The organism is Marinobacter sp. DUT-3 (assembly GCF_050379435.1).
Classification (GTDB): Bacteria; Pseudomonadota; Gammaproteobacteria; order Pseudomonadales; family Oleiphilaceae; genus Marinobacter.
The window spans coordinates 171,754-192,971 of record NZ_JBNRMG010000003.1 but is presented as its reverse complement, the minus strand read 5'-3'; the positions used below and the strand labels follow the sequence as shown (position 1 = coordinate 192,971).

The following is a 21,218-nucleotide window of genomic DNA, read 5'->3' as shown; positions in this document are numbered from 1 at the left end:
GGGATGCAACCTCATTCACGTCGGGGAATTATTGAGTAGCGGCCCGAGCTGTCGATCAACAGCATCCCGCGCCCTGAATATCCGGGACCGGACGGTGCCAATCGGGCACTCCAGTATGCGCGCGATATCCTCATAGCTCAGACCATCATATTCTCTGAGCAGAAAAGCGGAGCGGAGTTCCTCCGGGAGGTTCGATATTGCCCTGCCCAGTTCCTGCTGCAACTGCTCCCGCTGCAACAGCTTCTCCGGGGACGCGCTGTCCCGCAGCCTGGCGCCGTCTTCAAAGTTTTCCGCTTCGGTGACATCCGCACTCCCCTGCGGCCTTCGACCACGGGCCTCAAGGAAATTTTTGGCGGTATTGACAGCAATCCGGTAGAGCCAGGTATAGAATGCGCTGTCACCACGAAAACGGTCCATTGCCCGGAAGGCCTTCACAAAGGTTTCCTGGGTCAGGTCCTGCACTTCCTGGCTGTCGTAGATATACCGGCTGATGATCGAGGCCACCCGGGACTGATACTTGACGACCAGGAGGTCAAACGCTGCCCGATCACCATGGCGCACTTTGCGTACGAGCTGGAGATCGGTCTGGCTGTCGGGGGCATCCCCCTTGTGCTGATCAGTATCCGGAGTCATGGACGGATTGCCGGGGCGCTCAAGTTTTATAGCCTGCCTTGAATTACTTTGCATCATAATGCTGTCCGGCGTCCGTTTGAGAATCGGCCAGGGCCAGGTCAGGCCTGCCCTCGTCAGGGCAAATAGACAGCAAGCGTAAAGTTTAGTTCAATACACGTCCACATTATGGCCCGCGATAACGACCCAATGCCACAGTCTCACGAATACGATGTCCTGATTATCGGCAGCGGTGCTGCCGGCCTAACCGTCGCTCTCAATCTGCCGGAGCACCTGAATGTCTGTGTCGTAAGCAAGGCCGACATCAGCAGCGGGGCCACGCTCTGGGCCCAGGGTGGCATTGCAGCGGTACTGGATGACGAAGACTCCCTGGAGAACCATGTCCAGGATACGCTGAATGCCGGAGGGGGCCTGTGCCATGAAGACGCCGTGCAATTCACCGTCGAACACGGCAAGGAGAGCATCAACTGGCTTATCGACTCGGGAGTGGATTTCACCCGTGACGAACGCTCGCAGTACCACCTGACTCGCGAGGGCGGCCACAGCCACCGACGCATCATTCATGCCGCGGACGCCACCGGACATGCCGTTTCCACCACCCTGACATCTCAGGCACAGGCACGCTCCAATGTCACCCTGATATCGGGCCGGGTAGCGGTGGACCTGATCACCAACCGCAAACTGTCATTGCCGGGCAATCGCTGTGTCGGCGCCTACGTTCTCAATCTGGAAGACAATCACGTTGAGCTGATCCGGGCCCGTTTTACCGTGATCGCCACCGGCGGCGCCAGCAAGGCCTATCGCTACACCACCAACCCGGACGGCGCGTCCGGCGACGGCATCGCGATGGCCTGGCGTGCCGGGTGCCGGGTTGCCAATATGGAATTCAACCAGTTCCATCCGACCTGCCTGTACCATCCTCACGCCAAATCCTTCCTGATCACGGAAGCCGTGAGGGGTGAAGGCGGCGTGCTCAAGCTTCCGGACGGCAGCCGCTTCATGGACCGGTTCGACAAGCGTGGAGAACTCGCGCCCCGCGACATCGTGGCACGTGCTATCGACCATGAGATGAAACGCCTGGGCGCCGACCACCTGTACCTGGACATCAGCCACAAGCCGGCCGACTTTATCAGACATCACTTCCCGACCATTTACGAGAAGTGCCTTGAGTTTGGCATCGACATCACCAAAGAGCCCATCCCCGTGGTGCCGGCGGCACACTATACCTGTGGCGGCATTGTCAGTGATGACCGCGCCCGCACCGACATCAACCAGTTGTATGTGGTTGGGGAAGCCGCTTTCACCGGCCTGCACGGCGCCAATCGCATGGCCAGCAACTCCCTGCTGGAGTGCCTGGTGTATGGGCGCGCTGCCGCCGCCGACATTACCCGCCGGGAAGCCGACATTCCGCCACCGCCGCCAGTGCCGGACTGGGACGAAAGTCAGGTGCGGGATTCCGACGAGGACGTGGTAATCTCCCACAACTGGGACGAACTGCGCCATTTCATGTGGGACTATGTTGGCATTGTACGCACCACCAAGCGCCTGCAGAGAGCCAAGCACCGCGTCGATCTGCTGTCGCGGGAAATAGGTGAGTTCTACAGCAACTACCGGGTCACCAATGACCTGCTTGAGCTGCGCAACCTGGTTACGGTGTCTGACCTGATCATCTGCTCCGCGCTCCAGCGCAAGGAGAGCCGGGGCCTCCATTACACCCTGGATTACCCGGGGCTACTTAACGAGCCGGGGGACACGGTGCTGTTCCCGACAACGTACAGAACGCTATCACCCTGACACACCCGACCAGCGGAAAGAGAAACCGAATGTCTGACAACACCGAATACAAACGCCTGTGGTGGCACAGCCGCCGGGGAATGCTGGAACTGGACGTATTGCTGGTCCCATTTGTGGAAGAGGCGTACCCCGACCTGCCCGCAGACGACCAGGCGCGCTACGAGAAACTGCTGACCTGCGAGGACACCGACATGTTCGAGTGGTTCATGCAGCGTAGTCGACCGGAAGATCCGGACCTTCAGCGTATCGTGGATATGATCCTGAACCGTGTCCAGCCGGATTAACCTGCATCTTCGGCCGTCGGCTCCCCAGGGCTGGTTGCGTAACTTGCTAAGGGCGGTTAACACCGTGACGGAGCTGACTCTGGATCACAACCAACTCCGGGCCCGCTTCGGCTCCGGCGACAGCTGCCCGGTCGCCGTCGCGGGGGAGAGCCGGCTAAGTCCCCGGCTGACACTCTTGAAAATTCGGCCAACCGACTCCAGATTCCATTCACGCCTGGTTGTTCTGGCCAATTTCGGCCCAGGGTTTCGCAATGTCGATCCCGAGGAATTCCGCCGTTTGCGGATGTGGCTGAGACTGGGTCAGTCCAACCGCCCCCTCGTCAGCAACACCGATACCGGGAGTGCCCAATGACAGATCCATCGACCCTCGTTGCAGGCCAACCACTGCCTGCTTCAGCCTGGGCCGCCCTTGAAGACCAACGCATTGTCCGTATTGCAGGTTCCGGAACCGACAAATTTCTCCAGGGTCAGTTCAGTCAGAACCTGACGGACGTCACCGAGGCCTTCTCGCCCCGAGCTGCGGCCAGCACCCCCAAAGGCAGGGCCTATTGCCTGACGCGCATGGTGCGTGACGGGGATGACGTTCTGCTCGCGCTGCCGGAAGACCTTGCCGACCACATCACCAGCCAGCTGCGCAAATACCTGATGCTGTTTCGCGGCACGACGATGGAGGTTGTCGACGGCGCCCGCGTGCTTGGCATCCTTGGCGATGATATTGCCCGGCGCTTCGGTGAGGATGCCGCACTCAACCTCCACAACCCCGGCGACAGCCTTGTTGTCGGCCAGCACCACCTGATCAGGACCGAGAATACGGCCGAGGGCCTTCCCCGGTATGAGCTCTGGCAACTGGGTGAGTTTTCGCCGCAACAATCCGAAGCCTTCCCGGAAGCCGAACGCACAGAACTCGTCGACTGGCAGGCATCGGAAATCGCGGCGGGTATTGCCAGACTCACACCGGAATCCATGGAAGCCTACGTGCCACAGATGCTGAACTGGCAACACGTGCTCGGCGTTCATTTCAAGAAAGGTTGCTACACGGGTCAGGAAGTCATTGCCCGTATGCATTTCCTCGGTCAGCTCAAGAAAAGCCTGTTTCGCTTTTCCGCCACCGGCGTAGATGCTGCTCCCGCTTCCGGAACATCGATCAAGGCCGGTGAGAAAACCGTCGGCGAGGTGGTCAATAGCGTTCGTCTGGCAAACCATTCCGTACAATGTCTGGCCGTTGTCCGCCACAATGCCGTGGATACTCCGCTCCACCTGGCCCCCCATCCGGACATCACACTGGAGCGACTGGCACTGCCTTATTCTGTGCCGGAGCAGCAACAATCCGATACGCCAGATACATAAGTTGACAGGCATTCCGACGATTTTTTGCTATAAAGTACGTCATATTTTTGAATATTTTCAGGCGACGGACCTCAACTGACCATGTCGAACATTGTTGAAACCATCAGAAATGATCTGATCAGTGCGATCGAAAATGACAAGCTGGTGCTGCCAACGCTGCCGGAAGTCGCCTTGCAGGTGCGGGAGATTGCCGAGTCGGAGGACTCCGCCATTCTGGACCTGGTCAAAGTCATCAGTAACGATACCGCCCTGTCCGCCCGTATTATCCGTGTCTGCAACAGCCCCCTGTTTCGGGGCAGCCGCGCCATAGAAAACCTGAATATGGCCGTCAGCCGCCTGGGTATGGCCTATACCAGCAATCTGGCGATGGGACTTGCGATGGAGCAGATGTTTCAGGCCACGTCTGACATGATCGACAAGCGTCTGCGGGCAACATGGCAAACCAGCACAGAAGTCGCTGGTGTTTGCCACGTTCTGGCCCAGCATTACACCCGACTGAAGCCGGACCAGGCCACGCTGGCCGGCCTGGTTCATCTGATTGGTGTACTGCCTATCCTGCGGTACGTTGAGGATCGGGATATCCAGATCAGCAGCATTATGCTCGATAATGTCATTGATGCACTGCATCCGCGTATCGGCAACCTGATCCTGAAAAAGTGGGATTTTCCGGAGGAACTCCAGTCCGTGCCACTGGACTATGCCAACTTCCAGCGCGAGGTGCCGGCGCCGGACTACGCTGACCTGGTGATGGTGGCCAATTTGCAGCTGGTGGCTGGTTCCGATCATCCCTGGACTGAGATGGACTGGAAATCCATTTCCGCCTTTGATCGACTTGGCCTTGATCCCGAGGTGGACATGAGCGAGGAGGAAGACCTCAACGCTCAGATGGAAGCCGCTATGGCCCTGCTTAAGTAGTCATAGAGAACTGGGGCTGGTCCCGGGGAGGGGGTACTTTTTCTTCGGGAAAAGAACTCGCTTCGCTCAGACACCTTTGTCCTGCCAGAAAAAGTACCCCCGCCCCGTGACCGGTCGGATGCTTTTCTTTGCCGCCTGAACAGCAGAACCCTGCATTTCGGTTAAGACTGATTCTGGCTGTAGCGTTTAAGCAGGTCAGACTTTGTTGGTAGCGACCAGTCTACGGGCTGCATCCCTTCCTGCTTCAGCCAGTCATTAGCACGTGAGAAATGCTTGCAGCCGAAGAAGCCACGGTAAGCGCTCAGTGGTGACGGGTGCGGACCATCCAGTACATGATGGCGGCTGCGGTCGATGTGCTGCCCCTTCTTTTTCGCGTAACTGCCCCAGAGCAGGAACACCACCCCTTGCCGTTCACGGTTGATGGTTTCGATAACCTTGTCGGTGAAGACTTCCCAGCCCTTGCCCTGGTGGGCGCCGGCCTGGCCCTGGACCACGGTGAGTACGCTGTTGAGCAGTAACACGCCCTGTTCCGCCCAGGGTTGCAGGCAGCCGTGGTCCGGTGGCTCGATGCCCAGATCTTCGCGGATTTCCTTGTAGATGTTTACCAGTGACGGGGGTGTGGGTACGTCCGGGCGGACGGAGAAGCAGAGGCCGTGGGCCTGGCCGGGGCCGTGGTAGGGGTCCTGGCCGAGGATCACCACGCGCACTTTGTCCAGCGGCGTGCTGTTGAGGGCATTGAAGCAATGATGGCTGGCCGGGAACAGGGTTTTACCGGCCTGTTCCTCGGCAGCCAGGAATTCCGCCAGCTTTTGCATGTAGGGCTGGCGAAATTCCGCTTCTAAATGCTGACTCCAGCCCCGGTCGGGCCTGAGCTGGCTGGCCAGTACCTCCGCCGGGTGCATGGGTTACTCCTCGTCTTTCCGGGCTTCAGCCTTGTGTTCCGGGCGCATGGCCGGGAACAGGATGACGTCGCGGATCGACTGCGAGTTGGTCAGCAGCATGGCCAGGCGGTCGATCCCGATGCCCTCGCCGGCGGTGGGCGGCAGGCCGTATTCCAGGGCCATCACGTAGTCTTCGTCGTAGAACATGGCCTCGTCATCACCGGCGTCTTTCTCGGCGACCTGGGCCTGAAAACGTTCGGCCTGGTCCTCGGCGTCGTTCAGCTCCGAGAAGCCGTTGGCGATCTCGCGGCCGCCAACGAAGAATTCGAAGCGTTCGGTGACGAACGGATCACTGTCTTTGCAGCGGGCCAGCGGTGACACTTCTTTCGGGTATTCGGTGATGAACGTCGGCTGCATCAGGCGGTGCTCAGCCGTGGCTTCGAAGATCTCGATCTGCACCTTACCCAGGCCCCAGCCATCCTTGAGGTGGATGCCCAGATCCTTCGCCACCTGGCGGGCGCTTTCTTCGTTCGCCAGCTGCTCAGCCTTGATGTCCGGGTTGTAGCGCAGGATGGCGTCGACCACTGTCAGACGATCGAACGGCTTACCGAAATCGTATTCGATGGTTTCTTCCTCACCGTCCTTCAGCGTGCGGGTGTTCACCACCGTGGTCGTGCCCAGTACCTTCTCGGTAATGGTCCGCAACATGTCCTCGGTGAGATCCATCAGATCATTGTAATCCGCGTACGCCTGGTAGAACTCCACCATGGTGAATTCCGGATTATGACGGGTGGAAAGCCCTTCATTGCGGAAGTTGCGGTTAATCTCGAACACCCGCTCGAAACCACCGACCACCAGGCGCTTGAGGAACAGTTCCGGCGCAATGCGCAGGTACATGTCGATGCCCAGGGCATTGTGATGGGTCACGAACGGCCGAGCCGTGGCGCCACCGGGAATCACCTGCAGCATCGGGGTTTCCACTTCCATGAAATCCCGGTCAGTGAAGTACTGGCGCATGGCGCTGATGATTTTCGAGCGCGCGTAGAACACCCGGCGACTATCCTCGTTCACCATCAGGTCGACGTAGCGGTGACGGTAACGGGCCTCGGTATCGGTCAGGCCTTTGTGCTTCTCCGGCAGCGGGCGCAGGGACTTGGTGAGCAGTGTATACTCGTCCATGGTCACGTACAGGTCGCCCTTGCCGGACTTGCACAGGATGCCTCGCACACCCACGATATCCCCAAGATCCCAGTGCTTGGTGTCTTTCTGGACATCCTTGGTCGCATAGATCTGGATGCGGCCGGTCATGTCCTGAACCACCTTGAACGCCTTGCGGTCAAGCATCATGCGGCCGGCAATGGCCACCTGGATACCCATCTCCGCCAGCTCTTCCTTGGTCTTGTCACCGTATTTGGCCTGCAGCTCGGCGGCCGTCGCGTCACGGCGGAAGTCATTGGGGAAGGCGTTGCCCTGCTCGCGCATGTCCGACAGCTTGGCGCGGCGCTCGGCAATCAGCTTGTTGTCCTCGTGCTGTGCATTCTGGGTTTGTTCAGTCATGTTGGCTCACTAAAAATCGGGGGTTGTCCGGGTTAGCGTGGCGAAGGCGCTGGGTTACAGCGCCATCTTCAGGCTGGCTTCGATGAACTTGTCGATGTCACCGTCCAGCACCGACTGGGTATTGCTGGTTTCGACCTTGGTGCGCAGATCCTTGATACGGCTGTCATCCAGTACGTAGGAGCGAATCTGGCTGCCCCAGCCGATATCGGCCTTGGCATCTTCGGCTTTCTGCTTCTCGGCGTTACGTTCCTGCATCTCGCGTTCAAAGAGTTTGGCCTTGAGCTGTTTCATGGCCTGGTCTTTGTTCTGATGCTGGCTGCGCCCGGCCTGACAGGCCACCACAATCCCGGTGGGGTTGTGAGTCAGACGTACCGCGGACTCGGTCCGGTTTACGTGCTGACCACCAGCGCCGGACGCACGGTATACGTCAACGCGCAGGTCAGACGGGTTGATTTCGATTTCAAAGCTGTCATCCACTTCCGGTGATACGAACACGGAAGAGAAGGAGGTATGGCGACGGTTACCGGAATCGAACGGCGACTTCCTCACCAGGCGATGGACACCGGTTTCGGTGCGCAACCAGCCGTAGGCGTAATCGCCCTGGATATGGATAGTGGCGCTCTTGATACCGGCCACATCCCCTTCCTGCAATTCGACGATTTCCGCTTTGAAGCCACGACGCTCTGCCCAGCGCAGGTACATGCGCAGCAGCATGTTACCCCAATCCTGGGCTTCGGTACCGCCGGAGCCGGCCTGGATGTCCAGGTAGGCGTTGTTGGCGTCCATCTCGCCGGAAAACATGCGACGGAACTCGAGTTTTTCCAGTTCCTTGTCGAGGCTTTGCAGATCGGCCTCGATTTCGCCGACGGTACCTTCGTCCTCTTCCTCGGCCGCGATTTCCAGCAGGCCGTCGGCGTCTTCAAGGCCGGAGGTGAGGTTGTCGATGGTGCGCACGATCAGTTCAAGGTCTGAGCGCTCCTTACCCAGGGCCTGGGCGCGCTCGGGATCGTCCCACACCGTGGGCATTTCCAGTTCCCGCTCTACTTCGACCAGTCGTTCGCTACGCTGATCGTAGTCAAAGATACCCCCTGAGCGCTTCGGTGCGCTCACGAAGTTCTTTAATCTTCGTCACAATGGGATTAATTTCCATGGAAACCTTACTCGCTATTGAAAAATGGAGAGTAAAAACAGAGGCGGAATTCTACCGGAATTCTGTTTGTAAATCAGCCTGTGGGTTTTGTTTGCCTTGGAGTTGGTTCCGGGGTGGGGGTCGCTTTTCTTTCGGGAAAAGAACTCGCTTCGCTCAGACACCTTTGTCCCTGCAGAAAAGCGACCCCCACCCCGAAACCGGCAGGCCTGCTTGCCGGCCTTCCATGCTTGTCGGATTACGCTTTGCTAATCCGACATAGCACCCACAAAATCAGGAGCTCAGCGGTTCCAGATAATCCACCAACAACTGCAGGTTGGTTCTTCCCCTGAACGTATTGGCATCCGGCTTGTAAACCACTCTGGCCCCGGTTTTAGTGTAGTCGGGCACTTCCGGCCCGGTGTTGAACGCAATGCCATCAACAATCCCGCTGCCATCAGCGGGCTGCAGCACCAGTTTCAGGTGGTTTTCGCCGACGATGCGCTGGCTGACCACACGGAATTCGCCATCGAACAGCGGCTCGGGAAAGTGCTGCCCCCAGGGACCGGCTCGCTTGAGCAGGGTAGCGGTGTCGAGGCACAGCTCCTGGCTGTTCAGCGGGCCGTCGGTGACGATGGCGGCTTCCAGGTCTTCCGGCGTTAGCGTATCCCGCACGGCTTGATCGAAAGCCTCGCAGAAAGTGTCCAGATCTTCCCTGGCCAGGGTCATGCCGGCAGCCATGGCGTGGCCGCCGTATTTTTTCATCAGGCCGGGATTGCGCGAGTCCACTACCGCCAGGGCGTCGCGGATGTGCAGGCCGGGGATGGAGCGGGCGGAGCCTTTGACGTCTTCGCCGTTGTCGTCCGCGGCAAACGCTATTGTCGGACGGTTGGTTTGCTCGCGGATTCGCGCGGCGAGAATGCCGATGACGCCCTGATGCCACTCCGGGTCATACAGCGCCAGCCCCCAGGGCAACCCCTCCAGATCCAGGGACATGGACGCCAGCAGGTCCTGGGCCTGGGCTTTCATGTCTTTTTCGATGGTGCGGCGTTCGCGGTTGAAGGTGTCCAGCTCTCTGGCCAGCCTCTGGGCCTCGTCGGGGCTGTCGGCCAGCAGGCAGGCGATGCCGATGCTCATGTCATCGAGCCGGCCGGCGGCGTTGAGGCGGGGGCCGACGACGAAGCCAAGGTCGGTGGAACTGATGGCGGTGTGATCACGGCCTGCCACTTCCAGCAGCGCCAGAATACCCGGGCGGGCCTCGCCCTGACGTATCCGGCGCAGGCCCTGCTCTACGAATATCCGGTTATTGTGGTCCAGTGGCACAACATCGGCCACGGTGCCCAGCGCCACCAGATCCAGCAGGGTGCCAAGATTGGGCTGCGGCTCCGGCAGTCTGCCCTGCTCCCGCAGGTGTTTGCGCAACGCCGTCAGTACGTAAAACATCACGCCCACACCGGCGGCATTCTTGCTGAGGAACGGGCAACCCGGCTGATTGGGATTCACGATGGCATCGGCATCTGGCAACGTCTCGCCGGCCAGGTGATGGTCGGTGATGACCACCCGGATGCCCAGTTCTTTTGCCGCCCTGACACCCTCAACGGCGGAAATACCATTATCCACCGTGACCATCAGGTCCGGTAGCTCGCCCTCATCCTTCAGGCGATGAATGATGCCCGGGGTCAGGCCATAGCCGTCAGCAAACCGGCTGGGCACGCGGAAGTCGACGCTTTTCAGACCAAGCATGGACAATCCCAACATGGCGACAGCGGTGCTGGTGGCACCGTCAGCGTCAAAATCCCCCAGAATCATCACCCGCTGCTGACCGGTGATCGCTTCAGACAACAGCTCCACCGCCCGGTCAATACCGCGCAGCTCCAGCGGCGAGGCCAGGTGCTTCAGGGTATAAGTCAGCTGCTCATCGGAAGTGACGCCGCGTGCGGCGTATAAACGGCGAAGCAAGGGGGGCAGGTTTTGGCCCCAGCCCGGAAGGGTGTCGGGCTGGGGGCGACGCAGGATCTTTTTGGGTGTCATACCGGATCAGGTATTCTTCCAGTGTTTGGCGATGAATTCCTGAACACCCGCGATGTTGTTATCCAGCACCGTGTAGCGCTCTTCCCGCTCGAACAGGTCCGCCATGTGCGCCGGCAATTCGGGCTTGACGGCCAGGCCGGATTCCGCGATGGCATCCGGGAACTTGGCCGGGTGGGCCGTACCCAGGGTCACCATCGGCACGGCCTTGTCACGGCGACAGTTACGGGCGGCACGCACACCGATAGCGGTGTGGGGATCCAGCAGGTATTCGTTCTGCTCGTAGATCTCGCGAATAGTATCGCAGGTGGTCTTGTCGTCCACCGCGTCACTGTCAAACAACTTGCGAGCATGCTTCCAACGGTATTCCTCGATACTGACCGGCCCCTTGGCGGCATTCTCCAGAAGCAGCTTGACCGCCGCGCCGTCACGACCGTGCAGATCGAACAGCAGGCGCTCGAAATTGCTGGATACCATGATATCCATGCTCGGCGACAGGGTATGTTCGAGCTGGTGCTGCTCGTACTTGTTGCCGCTCATGAAGCGATGAAGAATGTCGTTACGGTTGGTGGCGATCACCAGTTGGGAGATCGGCAGGCCCATTTTCTTCGCCAGGTAACCGGCAAAAATGTCACCGAAATTACCGGTAGGCACCGAGAACGCCATGCTGCGATCGGGACCGCCCAGCGCCAGCGACGCCTGGAAGTAATAGACGATCTGGGCCATGATCCGCGCCCAGTTGATGGAGTTCACCGCAGCCAGCTGGGTCTTGCCACCCAGGAACGACTGGTTGCCGAAGCTCTCCTTCACCATACGCTGGCAGTCATCAAAGTTGCCGCGCACCGCTATGTTGTGGATATTGTCGCCCTTGACCGTGGTCATCTGGCGACGCTGCACTTCGGACACCCGCTCGTGCGGATGCAGGATGAAGATATCCACGTGCTCGCAACGACGGCAGCCTTCAATCGCCGCGGAACCGGTATCACCCGAGGTTGCCCCCATGATGACCACGTGCTGCTTGCGTTTCTCCAGCACGTAATCCAGCAGACGGCCCAGCAGCTGCAGGGCGAAATCCTTGAACGCCAGGGTCGGACCGCGGAACAGTTCCAACACCCATTCATTGGTGTCGAGCTGAACCAGCGGGGCAACCGACTGATGGGCAAACACGCTATAGGTCTCGTCCAGCATCTTGCGGAAATCATCAGCCGGAATGGCGTCGTCCACGAACGGGTACATGACGTTGAACGCCAGCTCGCTGTAGGACAGGCCACGCCAGCTGCGAATTTCTTCCACGCTGAAGTGCGGCAGGGATTCGGGCACATACAGGCCACCATCGGTGGCCAGCCCGGTCAGCAGAACGTCTTCAAAACCCAGAGCGGGAGCTTCCCCCCGTGTACTGATGTATCTCACGTGCGTACCTGTCAGTTGAAGTTTTCGGCGCGGATGCGAACAACCTGACCATCGATGTCCGTCAGGGCTTCCAGTTCTTCAATGGCGCGGTTTACCTGGCGCTCCTGAACCGTGTGGGTCAGGATGATCACCGGAATGCGGCCATCTTTCAGCTCCGACTCCTTCTGCATGATCGACTCTATGTTGATGCCATGCTCGCTGAGAATCGAGGCCACCTTGGCCAGCACACCGGGATGGTCCATGGCGGTGATGCGCAGATAGTACGCCGACTGAATGTCTTCCATCGGCAAGACATTGAGATCTTCCAGCGCGGACGGATCAAAGCCGAGGTAGGGCACCCGCTGGGAGCTTCCGGCTGCGACCGTGCGGGCCACATCCACGATATCAGCGATCACTGCGGAGGCCGTCGCCTCGTCGCCGGCCCCCGGACCGTAATACATGGTCTGACCAACCGCGTCGCCGTCCACCAGTACCGCGTTGAGAACGCCATCGACCTGGGCAATCAGGTGGCTCCGTGGCACCAGGGTCGGATGCACACGCAGCTCGATACCGTCATCACGACGACGGGCAATGCCAAGGTGTTTGATGCGATAACCCAGCAGCTCCGCATGGGCAATGTCGTAAGGCGTGATCTGCGAGATGCCCTCGGTGTAGGCTTTTTCGAATTGCAGCGGCACACCAAAACCGGCCGAAGCCAGGATGGTCAGCTTATGTGCGGCATCAATACCTTCCACGTCAAACGTGGGGTCGGCTTCGGCGTAACCCAGGTCCTGGGCCTCCTTGAGCACTTCCGCGAATTCGCGGCCTGCGCGCATCTCGGTAAGAATGTAGTTGCCAGTACCGTTGATGATGCCGGCAATCCAGTCGATGCGGTTGGCAGCCATGCCCTCGCGAACCGATTTGATCACCGGAATACCGCCCGCCACGCCGGCCTCATAGGCAACGATAACGCCGGCTTTTTCTGCCGCCTCAAAGATCTCGTTACCGTGGACCGCGATCAGGGCCTTGTTGGCCGTCACCACATGCTTGCCATTCCTGATGGCAGCCAGCACCAGTTCCCGGGCAGCGTCATATCCACCAATCAACTCCACCACAACATCAATATCGGGGTCGTTGATGACGTCGAAAATGTCGGTGCTGAACGGAATACCGCCCATATCAATATCTTCCCGGGGGGTACGGCTAGCCACCCGGCCAATCCGGATATTGCAGCCGGCACGGCCCGTAATGAGTTTGGCGTTTCGGGTCAGTACGTTAAATGTACCGCCGCCGACGGTTCCCAATCCGCAGATTCCGACACTGACGTCTTTCAAACTTTCACCTCTGATCCCGCTTGGGGGTGCTGATGGGTTTTCTTGGGGTTATCTCAAGAGGGCATAGTATACCGATTAAGGGCACACTGAATAAGCCCTGCGTCACTGCTCGGACTTATTCAGTCGGGGGCGCCGGTAAGGCCCCGGCATCCGCAGGGTTACAGCAGGCCAAGCCCTTCGGCCAGTTTCTGCGCGGGGACGTATCCACGCACCATGTTGCCATCTTCCAGCACAATAGCCGGTGTGCCGGTTACCCCAACTTCTCCGCCCAGATTGAACTGATCCCTGACAGGATTCTCGCAGGATTGCGCATCAACCTGTTTGCCGGCTTTGGCCATATCCATAGCCGCCTGCTGATCGTCACTGCACCATACCGAAACGTATTTGTTGAACGACCGGGTATTCGGCCCCGAACGGGGGAACCCATAATAGTGCACGGTAATACCGTATTCGTTGAGCTGGGCCATCTCGTCATGCAACTTGCGGCAATAAGGGCAGTCGATATCGGTAAACACGGCAACCTCAGCCTTCTCTTCGCCGTCGGCACGATAACTGATCACTCCCCTGGCACCAAACGCTTCCATCTGCTGTTTGCGGACAATGGCCCGATTCCTTTCCGACACATTGGCAATGCCTTTATCGGTTACCTGAAGCAGATCACCCGTTAGCAGGTAACCGCCATCCTCGGTGGTATAAATAGTGTCGCCATTATTGCTGTACACCTCATAAAGCCCCGGAGCTTCAGACTCTCGAACCTCACTCACCCTCAGCCCCGGAATGGCCTTGGTCAGCCGCTCGGAAATCCGGTCCTCCACCTCGCCGGCCACCGCAGTGTGCATGCCGGTCAACCCCGCCATCATCAGGGCGACCACCAGGGAGGATGTAAACAGTTTTCTGGCAAACATAATGTCTTCCGCTTTCAGTTGTGGTTCAAACCCGGCGCGTCCCCGGGTCGGGTTCAGTTAATCTACTGCGACACCCTGGCGGCGCGAAAGTTCAGGCGCAGCTCCAAGGTTATCAGAGTTACTGGAAAGAACACCCCTCAGCCACGCGGATGGTGAGTCTGATGCAGGGACTGCAGGCGCTGGCGGGCCACATGGGTATAGATTTGCGTGGTCGAGAGATCGGAGTGCCCCAACAGCATCTGAACCACTCGCAGGTCTGCACCGTGGTTCAGCAGGTGCGTCGCAAAGGCGTGCCTCAGTGTGTGCGGAGACAGGTGCTTGTTAATGCCGGCACGCATGGCGTAATGACGGATACGATGCCAGAAGGTTTGCCGTGTCATTGCCACAGGCCGGTTACCCGGGAACAGTGCATCCGAGGTTCGTCCTTTCAACAATTCCGCGCGCCCTTCTTTCATGTAGCGCAGCAGCCAGTCCACCGCCTCTTCACCAAGCGGAACCAGGCGCTCTTTGTTTCCCTTGCCAGTGATCCGAGCCACGCCCTGGCGCAGGTTGACCTGATCCACTCGCAACTCCGTCAATTCCGAAACCCTCAACCCACACCCATAGAGAATTTCCATCATCGCCTTGTCGCGCAATTCTATGGGGATTTCCGGATCTGGCTCGTCCAGCAGGGCATCAACATCCCGTTCCGACAACGAATCCGGAAGCCTGCGGGGCAGACGCGGGCTGTCAATCTGCAACGTGGGATCTTCACTGATAACCCCCTCTCGCAGCAGATAACGATAGAAGCGCCGCAACCCCGACAGCCTGCGCGCTGCCGTAGAAGTCTTGGCGCCCTCCGCCAACCCCCGGGAGATCCACGCGAGCAGATCCATCCGCTTCACCGCCACCAGAAGCGGTCGCCCCGGCTGATCCACCAGCCAGGCTGCCAGACCCTCCAGATCATTACGGTAAGCCATACGGGTTTTATCGCCCAGGCCATCTTCCAGCCAGATAGCATCGGTGAAACGCGCAATCAGCGCCTCATCATCGGGCCGAAGCTCCTTACGGGATCTGCGTTGAGACACCATACTTACTTCCCGGACCAATGACTAAAACCCTGTTTATAACAGCCAGACACGAAAAAGGCAGCCCGCGGCTGCCTTTTTCTGAAGCACTCTGTTCAGCGCAAGGCTGATCAGCCCAGCTTCTCCTTGATACGAGCTGCCTTACCAGACAGGTCGCGCAGGTAGTAAAGCTTGGCCTGACGTACGTCACCACGACGCTTCACGCTGATGCTGTCGATCAGCTTGGAGTGAGTCTGGAAAGTACGCTCAACACCCACACCGTAAGAAATCTTACGAACAGTGAAGGAAGAGTTCATGCCACGGTTACGCTTACCGATAACAACGCCTTCGAACGCCTGCAGACGCTCACGGTTGCCTTCAGTTACGCGAACCTGGATAACCACGGTGTCACCCGGCGCGAACGCAGGGATTTCCTTGGTCATCTGTTCTGCTTCAAGTTGACTGATGATGTTGTTCTTGCCGCTCATCGTATGCTCCTGATACCCAATCTTTTAATGCCCTGATGATTCAGAGGCACCCGGTTCGTTCAAAATCTCTTCCAGCAGCTCACGCTCTTCGTCCGTCAGTACCCGCTTTTCCAGCAGGTCGGGGCGTCGCTCCCGGGTTCGCCTCAGCGACTGCTTGAGCCGCCAACGCCGGATCTGATCATGGTGACCGCCTAACAAAACATCCGGCACCGCCTGACCTTCGTAAACCTCGGGCCGGGTGTAGTGCGGACAATCCAGCAAACCGTCGGCAAAGGAATCCTGCTCTGCCGACTGCGCATGACCCAGCGCTCCGGGGATGAGGCGCGTAACCGCATCAATGACAGCCATGGCTGCCAACTCGCCGCCGGACAGGACAAAATCCCCCAGCGACACTTCCCGATCGACTTCCGCCGATATCAGGCGCTCGTCGACACCCTCGTAACGGCCCGCCACCAGAATCAACCGTTCTTCCGCCGCAAGGGACTCAACAACAGACTGATTCAGGGTCTCACCCTGGGGTGAGAGATAAACAACACAGGCTTTGCCGGGTGCCGATTCCCTGGCCGCATGGATCGCATCCCGCAGAGGCTGCATTTTCATCAGCATGCCAGGACCACCACCATAAGGCCGGTCATCCACCGTGCGGTGACGATCATGGGTAAATTCCCGCGGGTTCCAGCTCTTGAAGGTCAGAAGACCATCACGAACCGCCCTGCCGGTAATGCCATAATCAGTGACCGCACTGAACATTTCCGGGAACAGACTGACTGCGCCAATCCACACCCTCAGAACTCCGGATCCCAGTCAACAACCATGCGCTTCGCGGCCAGATCCACTTCCCGAACCACCTGATCCGGAAGATAGGGAATCAGCCGCTCACGCTGGTCGATGGAAGCCTGATTGGACTTCACCACCAGAACGTCGTTGGAGCCTGTCTCGATCATGTGATCCAGCACACCCAGGCACTCATCCTCAACAGTGAAGACGTCAAGCCCCTCAAGCTGGTGCCAGTAGTACTCCCCTTCGGGAAGCGCCGGCAGCTCAGCGGTCGGAACCTTGACCTCTGCACCGCAGTATGTGTGCGCCAGATCACGATCATTAATACCTTTCAGCCTGACGACGATCCCCTGCCCCTGGCGGCGACCTTCCTCAAGCCTGGCCGGAATACGCTTACCGTTGAGGACCAGAGTCCAGTCACGGTAGTTCAGTATTCCGTCCCTGGGGTCTGTGTAGGAATAAACCTTAAGCCATCCCTTAACCCCAAACACCGAGGTAATCCGGCCAATCACAGTTTCCTGCGAATGCTGTGTCATGCCATCAACCCCGGTATTAAAGCGTAATTACTCAGCGCCTTTCAGCAGCTGGGCAACGCGATCGGTGGCCTGAGCACCCTGGCCCAGCCAGAACTCAACACGATCACGATCAACGCGCAGACGCTCTTCCTGACCACGGGCAACCGGGTTGAAGAAGCCAACACGCTCAATAAAACGACCGTCGCGGGATTTGCGGCTGTCGGTGACTGTCAGGTGATAGAACGGGCGCTTCTTTGAGCCGCCGCGAGCCAAACGGATTGTTACCATTTAACCAATATCCTGTTCTGTTGTACGAACTTTGTACGATTCACACCCGCCAGAACTGGCCGGCGTGAAGACCCATACTCGAAAGGGGCGCTATTCTATGCTAAAAAAGCGCCAATGAAAACAGGGAAACACAGTGAAACCCGGTTTTCTGCGTACGGCTTTCTACATACGGCCATATGGAGGCATACCGCCACCGCCTCCACCCGGAGGCATCATGCCGCCCAGGCCCCGCATCATATTGGCCATACCGCCTTTTTTACCGAATTTCTTCATCATTTTCTGCATCTGCTTGTGCTGCTTGAGCAGACGATTCACATCCTGAATCTGGGTGCCGGACCCGGTCGCTATACGGCGCTTGCGGGAGTTGTTGATGACATCCGGGTAACGACGCTCTTTCGGCGTCATGGAGCAGATGATGGCCTCCATCTGCCCCATGGACTTGTCATTCACCTGCTGCTGGGCCATTTGCGCCATCTGCCCCATGCCCGGCAGTTTATCCATCAGTCCGGCGACACCGCCCATGCTTTTCATTTGCTGCAGCTGATCACGGAAGTCCTCAAGATCGAAACTCTTGCCCTTCTTGATCTTCTTGGTCAGCTTCTGGGCCTTCTTCTGGTCCAGCTTGCGCTCAGCCTCTTCTATAAGGGAGAGCACATCCCCCATCCCCAGAATCCGCGAAGCCACCCGATCCGGATAGAAGGGCTCAAGGGCATCGGACTTTTCACCAATACCAAGGAACTTGATGGGCTTACCGGTAATGTGACGCACGGAAAGCGCGGCACCGCCACGGGCATCGCCATCGGTCTTGGTCAGCACCACACCGGTCAGCGGCAAGGCATCATTAAAGGCCTTGGCGGTATTGGCAGCGTCCTGACCGGTCATGGCATCGACCACGAACAGGGTTTCCACCGGGTTGACCGCCTTATGCAGCCGTCCGATCTCGCCCATCATCTGCTCATCCACATGCAAGCGACCGGCCGTATCCAGGATCACTACATCTATATGCTTTTTACGGGCTGCTGCTATGGCACCTTCGGCAATGTCCACCGGATCCTGATCCGAGGAACTGGGGAAGAACTCCACCCCGACCTCACCGGCCAGAGTTTCCAGCTGCCGGATAGCGGCAGGGCGGTAGATGTCGGCACTGACCACCATCACCGATTTTTTCTGGCGCTCCTTGAGCAATCGGGAGAGCTTGGCCACCGTTGTGGTTTTACCCGCACCCTGCAGGCCAGCCATCATGATCACCGCCGGAGGCTGCACGGCCAGGTTGAGGGATTCATTACCCTCACCCATGACCCGCTCAAGTTCCTGCTGGACGACCTTTACAAACACCTGGCCCGGCGTAAGACTGCGCTGCACTTCCTGGCCGACGGCGCGCTGGCGGACACCTTCTATGAAGCCCTTGACCACCGGCAGGGCAACGTCTGCCTCCAGCAGCGCCTTTCGCACTTCGCGCAGCGTGTCCTTGATATTGTCATCGGTAAGCCGCGCCTGGCCGGAAATTTTGCGCAGGCTACCGGAAAGTCGGTCTTGGAGGTTTTCAAACATGTTGCTCTTCCGTACCCCGGATAAATTGAGTGCACAAACCACAAAGCCGGAACCCGGCTCCTTGATTCCTGTTGCATAATCGCGACATTATAACCAGACTATCGCCCTGAAACGACCAACCCGGTCAAATCGGTGACTAACCGCACCGATCCCCAGTCAGACAGTGGTTAAAGGAAGTCATGGGAACGCTGATTCTCGCGGTCACCTCTCTTTTTCTGTATAGCATTGGTACCGCCCTACAAGCACTCAGCTTCAGGGGGCGAGTGCATACCAATGTAGCCATCACCATGCTGATTGGCATTCTGGCACTGACCGGCCACGGCCTGCTGATTGCCCAGACGATGCATCAGGATACTGCCTTTGATTTCAGCTTTTTCCAGAGTTCAGTACTGATATCCTGGCTGATCGTCTTCCTCCTGCTCGGGCTGAGTCTGCGCAAGCCTGTGCAAAGCCTGTTCCTGGGAGCTTACCCCCTGGCCGGGCTCACAATCATCCTGTCACTGATTACCCATACCCCTTCCCGCCTGATACCGGAAGACAGCTATGGCATGCTGTCCCATATCGCGCTATCGGTGACAGCCTACAGCCTGTTCACCCTGGCCGCCATTCAGGCGACCCTTTTTTACTTCCAGAACCGTCAGCTCAAGCACAACTACAACAGCATCCTGGTTCGCAACCTGCCGCCACTGCAAACCATGGAATCCCTGCTGTTTGAAATGGTTTGGGCCGGGGTGGTCATGCTCATTCTGGCGATCGTCACCGGCGCGCTATTCGTGGAGGACCTGTTTGCCCAGGACCTGGCCCACAAAACGCTCTTTTCGCTGTTATCCCTGGTGGTTTTTGTGGCTCTGCTGATTGGCCGCTACACCAAGGGCTGGCGCGGCATTACCGCCAGCCGCTGGACCCTAGCGGGCTGCGCGCTGCTGATGCTGGCGTTCTACGGTAGTAAATTCGCACTTGAGCTGGTTTTCCATCAATGAATGAAACGTCGCTAACGGTACTTTTTAGCGTACTGGTCGGGCTTATTGTGCTGTCTGCTTTCTTCTCCAGCTCTGAAACCGGGATGATGTCCCTGAACCGGTACCGCCTGAAGCACATGGCGAAAACCGGCCACAAGGGCGCCAAGCGCGCCCAGGGCCTTCTGCAGAGAACCGATCAACTGATCGGCGTCATCCTCATTGGCAACAACTTCGTCAACATCCTGGCGTCCTCCATAGCGACTGTCATCGCCATTCGCATCTGGGGGGATGCGGGCATAGCCATCGCCACGCTGCTGCTCACGCTGGTTATCCTGATTTTTGCCGAAGTAACCCCGAAAACCCTGGCGGCACTCTTCCCTGAAAAAATCGCTTTTCCGGCCAGTCACATTCTCGGACCGCTGCTCAAGATCCTCTATCCGCTGGTCTGGGCGGTCAACCTGTTCACCGGAGCTATCCTCAAGATTCTCGGCATTTCTCCCCACGACGCTGCCAACGACCACCTGAGCCGCGAAGAGCTGCGCACCGTAGTCAATGAAGCCGGCGCGCTGATTCCCGCCAAGCACAAAGACATGCTGGTGGGCATCCTGGATCTGGAGAACGTCACTGTGAACGACATCATGGTGCCCCGTAACGACGTGGTCGGTATCGATCTCGACGATGAAATGGACACCATCCTGCGCCAGCTCCGCAGCAGCCAGCACACCCGGCTGCCGGTCTACAAGGGCGACATCAACAATATCCGGGGTATTCTCCACCTCCGCAGCGCGTCAAAACTGCTGTTGCAGGAAGACCTGAACAAGGCAATGTTGATGCAGCTGTGCCAGGAACCCTACTTCATCCCGGAAAGCACGCCCCTGAATACCCAACTGATCAATTTCCAGAAAGGCAAGCGCCGGTTCGGGGTAGTGGTGGATGAGTATGGCGACGTGCGGGGCCTGGCCACTCTTGAGGACATCCTTGAAGAAATCGTGGGTGAATTCACCACAGATTACGCCGCGACCAGCCCCGACATCATCCCGCAGGACGACGGCACCTTTATTATTGATGGCGCCACGGCGCTCAGAACCATCAACAAGACACTGGGCTGGAAGATGCCCACGGATGGCCCCAAAACCCTGAACGGACTGATCACCGAAACCCTGGAAAACATCCCGGAAACCAACGTCTGCCTTAAGGTCTCCGGTCACCGGATCGAGGTTCTGCAGATCAAGGATAATGTCGTCAAGGCAGCCATCGTCCACCCTGCCCGCCGCAAGAAACGCTCTCTCCTCTGATGCTCCGGGATACTTATACCGTAAGGTTATAGCAGCTCCGGGGTTAGACGATCAAAATTTAACCGACTCCTTGACCGCCACTCACATTCCACCAAGACTGAAGGTGCGT

General features: G+C 58.4%; 21 protein-coding genes. 6 read left to right on the top strand and 15 right to left on the bottom strand.

Features of this window, described 5'->3' with window-relative positions; all coding sequences use genetic code 11:
• Positions 1–15 precede the first annotated feature (15 nt).
• Positions 16–690: an RNA polymerase sigma factor RpoE gene (gene rpoE / locus ACQUWM_RS06245; protein WP_407002090.1), complete on the bottom strand. Its 675-nt coding sequence runs from the start codon at positions 688–690 to the stop codon at positions 16–18.
• Between the two features lie 129 nt (positions 691–819).
• Between rpoE and nadB the strand changes: the two genes are divergently transcribed.
• Together nadB and ACQUWM_RS06235 are read left to right on the top strand one after the other, a co-directional pair.
• Positions 820–2,424 carry an L-aspartate oxidase gene (gene nadB, locus ACQUWM_RS06240; protein WP_407002091.1) on the top strand — a complete coding sequence of 535 codons (1,605 nt, stop codon included), beginning with the start codon at positions 820–822 and terminating at the stop codon, positions 2,422–2,424.
• 29 nt (positions 2,425–2,453) lie between these two features.
• Complete coding sequence (locus ACQUWM_RS06235; RefSeq protein WP_406986412.1) at positions 2,454–2,708, top strand: succinate dehydrogenase assembly factor 2; 255 nt, start codon at positions 2,454–2,456, stop codon at positions 2,706–2,708.
• A 208-nt stretch (positions 2,709–2,916) separates the two neighbouring features.
• Here the strand turns inward: ACQUWM_RS06235 and ACQUWM_RS06230 are convergent, their stop codons facing one another.
• The gene (locus ACQUWM_RS06230) at positions 2,917–3,069 is read right to left on the bottom strand and encodes a hypothetical protein (protein WP_407002092.1); all 153 of its coding nucleotides are present in this window, start codon (positions 3,067–3,069) and stop codon (positions 2,917–2,919) included.
• Between ACQUWM_RS06230 and ACQUWM_RS06225 the strand changes: the two genes are divergently transcribed.
• Together ACQUWM_RS06225 and ACQUWM_RS06220 are read left to right on the top strand one after the other, a co-directional pair.
• On the top strand, positions 3,057–4,055 hold the full coding sequence (locus tag ACQUWM_RS06225; protein WP_428921542.1) for a YgfZ/GcvT domain-containing protein: 999 nt from the start codon (positions 3,057–3,059) through the stop codon (positions 4,053–4,055). The genes ACQUWM_RS06230 and ACQUWM_RS06225 overlap by 13 nt on opposite strands.
• Positions 4,056–4,136: 81 nt before the next feature.
• A complete protein-coding gene (locus tag ACQUWM_RS06220; RefSeq protein WP_407002094.1) occupies positions 4,137–4,970 on the top strand; it encodes an HDOD domain-containing protein in 834 nt (277 codons plus the stop codon).
• A gap of 161 nt (positions 4,971–5,131) precedes the next feature.
• Here the strand turns inward: ACQUWM_RS06220 and ung are convergent, their stop codons facing one another.
• The 13 genes from ung to ffh form a co-directional block, all read right to left on the bottom strand.
• On the bottom strand, positions 5,132–5,872 hold the full coding sequence (gene ung / locus ACQUWM_RS06215; protein ID WP_428921541.1) for a uracil-DNA glycosylase: 741 nt from the start codon (positions 5,870–5,872) through the stop codon (positions 5,132–5,134).
• 3 nt (positions 5,873–5,875) lie between these two features.
• Entirely contained in the window at positions 5,876–7,408 is a 1,533-nt protein-coding gene (lysS, locus tag ACQUWM_RS06210; RefSeq protein ID WP_428921540.1) for a lysine--tRNA ligase, read from the bottom strand.
• Positions 7,409–7,462: 54 nt separating this feature from the next.
• A protein-coding gene (prfB, locus tag ACQUWM_RS06205) for a peptide chain release factor 2 (RefSeq protein ID WP_407002097.1) occupies positions 7,463–8,558 on the bottom strand; the annotation gives its coding sequence in 2 pieces (ribosomal slippage) (positions 7,463–8,485 and positions 8,487–8,558; 1,095 coding nt in all).
• A 270-nt stretch (positions 8,559–8,828) separates the two neighbouring features.
• A complete protein-coding gene (recJ, locus tag ACQUWM_RS06200; protein WP_428921539.1) occupies positions 8,829–10,565 on the bottom strand; it encodes a single-stranded-DNA-specific exonuclease RecJ in 1,737 nt (578 codons plus the stop codon).
• 6 nt (positions 10,566–10,571) lie between these two features.
• Positions 10,572–11,972: a threonine synthase gene (gene thrC / locus ACQUWM_RS06195; RefSeq protein ID WP_407002100.1), complete on the bottom strand. Its 1,401-nt coding sequence runs from the start codon at positions 11,970–11,972 to the stop codon at positions 10,572–10,574.
• An 11-nt stretch (positions 11,973–11,983) separates the two neighbouring features.
• Complete coding sequence (locus ACQUWM_RS06190) at positions 11,984–13,285, bottom strand: homoserine dehydrogenase (RefSeq protein WP_428921538.1); 1,302 nt, start codon at positions 13,283–13,285, stop codon at positions 11,984–11,986.
• A 158-nt stretch (positions 13,286–13,443) separates the two neighbouring features.
• Entirely contained in the window at positions 13,444–14,145 is a 702-nt protein-coding gene (locus ACQUWM_RS06185) for a thioredoxin fold domain-containing protein (protein WP_428921812.1), read from the bottom strand.
• A 182-nt stretch (positions 14,146–14,327) separates the two neighbouring features.
• Positions 14,328–15,260 carry a site-specific tyrosine recombinase XerD gene (gene xerD, locus ACQUWM_RS06180; RefSeq protein ID WP_428921537.1) on the bottom strand — a complete coding sequence of 311 codons (933 nt, stop codon included), beginning with the start codon at positions 15,258–15,260 and terminating at the stop codon, positions 14,328–14,330.
• 107 nt (positions 15,261–15,367) lie between these two features.
• Positions 15,368–15,724, bottom strand: a complete 357-nt coding sequence (rplS, locus tag ACQUWM_RS06175) for a 50S ribosomal protein L19 (RefSeq protein WP_127330945.1) — start codon at positions 15,722–15,724, stop codon at positions 15,368–15,370.
• 24 nt (positions 15,725–15,748) lie between these two features.
• Positions 15,749–16,507 (bottom strand): tRNA (guanosine(37)-N1)-methyltransferase TrmD, encoded by a 759-nt coding sequence (gene trmD / locus ACQUWM_RS06170; protein ID WP_407002103.1) that lies wholly within the window; start codon positions 16,505–16,507, stop codon positions 15,749–15,751.
• A gap of 2 nt (positions 16,508–16,509) precedes the next feature.
• Positions 16,510–17,037: a ribosome maturation factor RimM gene (gene rimM / locus ACQUWM_RS06165; protein WP_428921536.1), complete on the bottom strand. Its 528-nt coding sequence runs from the start codon at positions 17,035–17,037 to the stop codon at positions 16,510–16,512.
• Between the two features lie 27 nt (positions 17,038–17,064).
• A complete protein-coding gene (gene rpsP / locus ACQUWM_RS06160) occupies positions 17,065–17,304 on the bottom strand; it encodes a 30S ribosomal protein S16 (protein WP_012138828.1) in 240 nt (79 codons plus the stop codon).
• 162 nt (positions 17,305–17,466) lie between these two features.
• Positions 17,467–18,855, bottom strand: coding sequence for a signal recognition particle protein (gene ffh / locus ACQUWM_RS06155; RefSeq protein WP_428921535.1), 1,389 nt, complete (start codon positions 18,853–18,855; stop codon positions 17,467–17,469).
• Positions 18,856–19,034: 179 nt separating this feature from the next.
• On the opposite strand from ffh, the gene ACQUWM_RS06150 reads away from it, so the two are divergent.
• Positions 19,035–19,835 carry a cytochrome C assembly family protein gene (locus ACQUWM_RS06150; RefSeq protein WP_428921534.1) on the top strand — a complete coding sequence of 267 codons (801 nt, stop codon included), beginning with the start codon at positions 19,035–19,037 and terminating at the stop codon, positions 19,833–19,835.
• Entirely contained in the window at positions 19,832–21,109 is a 1,278-nt protein-coding gene (locus ACQUWM_RS06145) for an HlyC/CorC family transporter (RefSeq protein ID WP_407002107.1), read from the top strand. Before ACQUWM_RS06150 ends, ACQUWM_RS06145 begins: the two co-directional genes overlap by 4 nt.
• Positions 21,110–21,218: the final 109 nt, after the last annotated feature.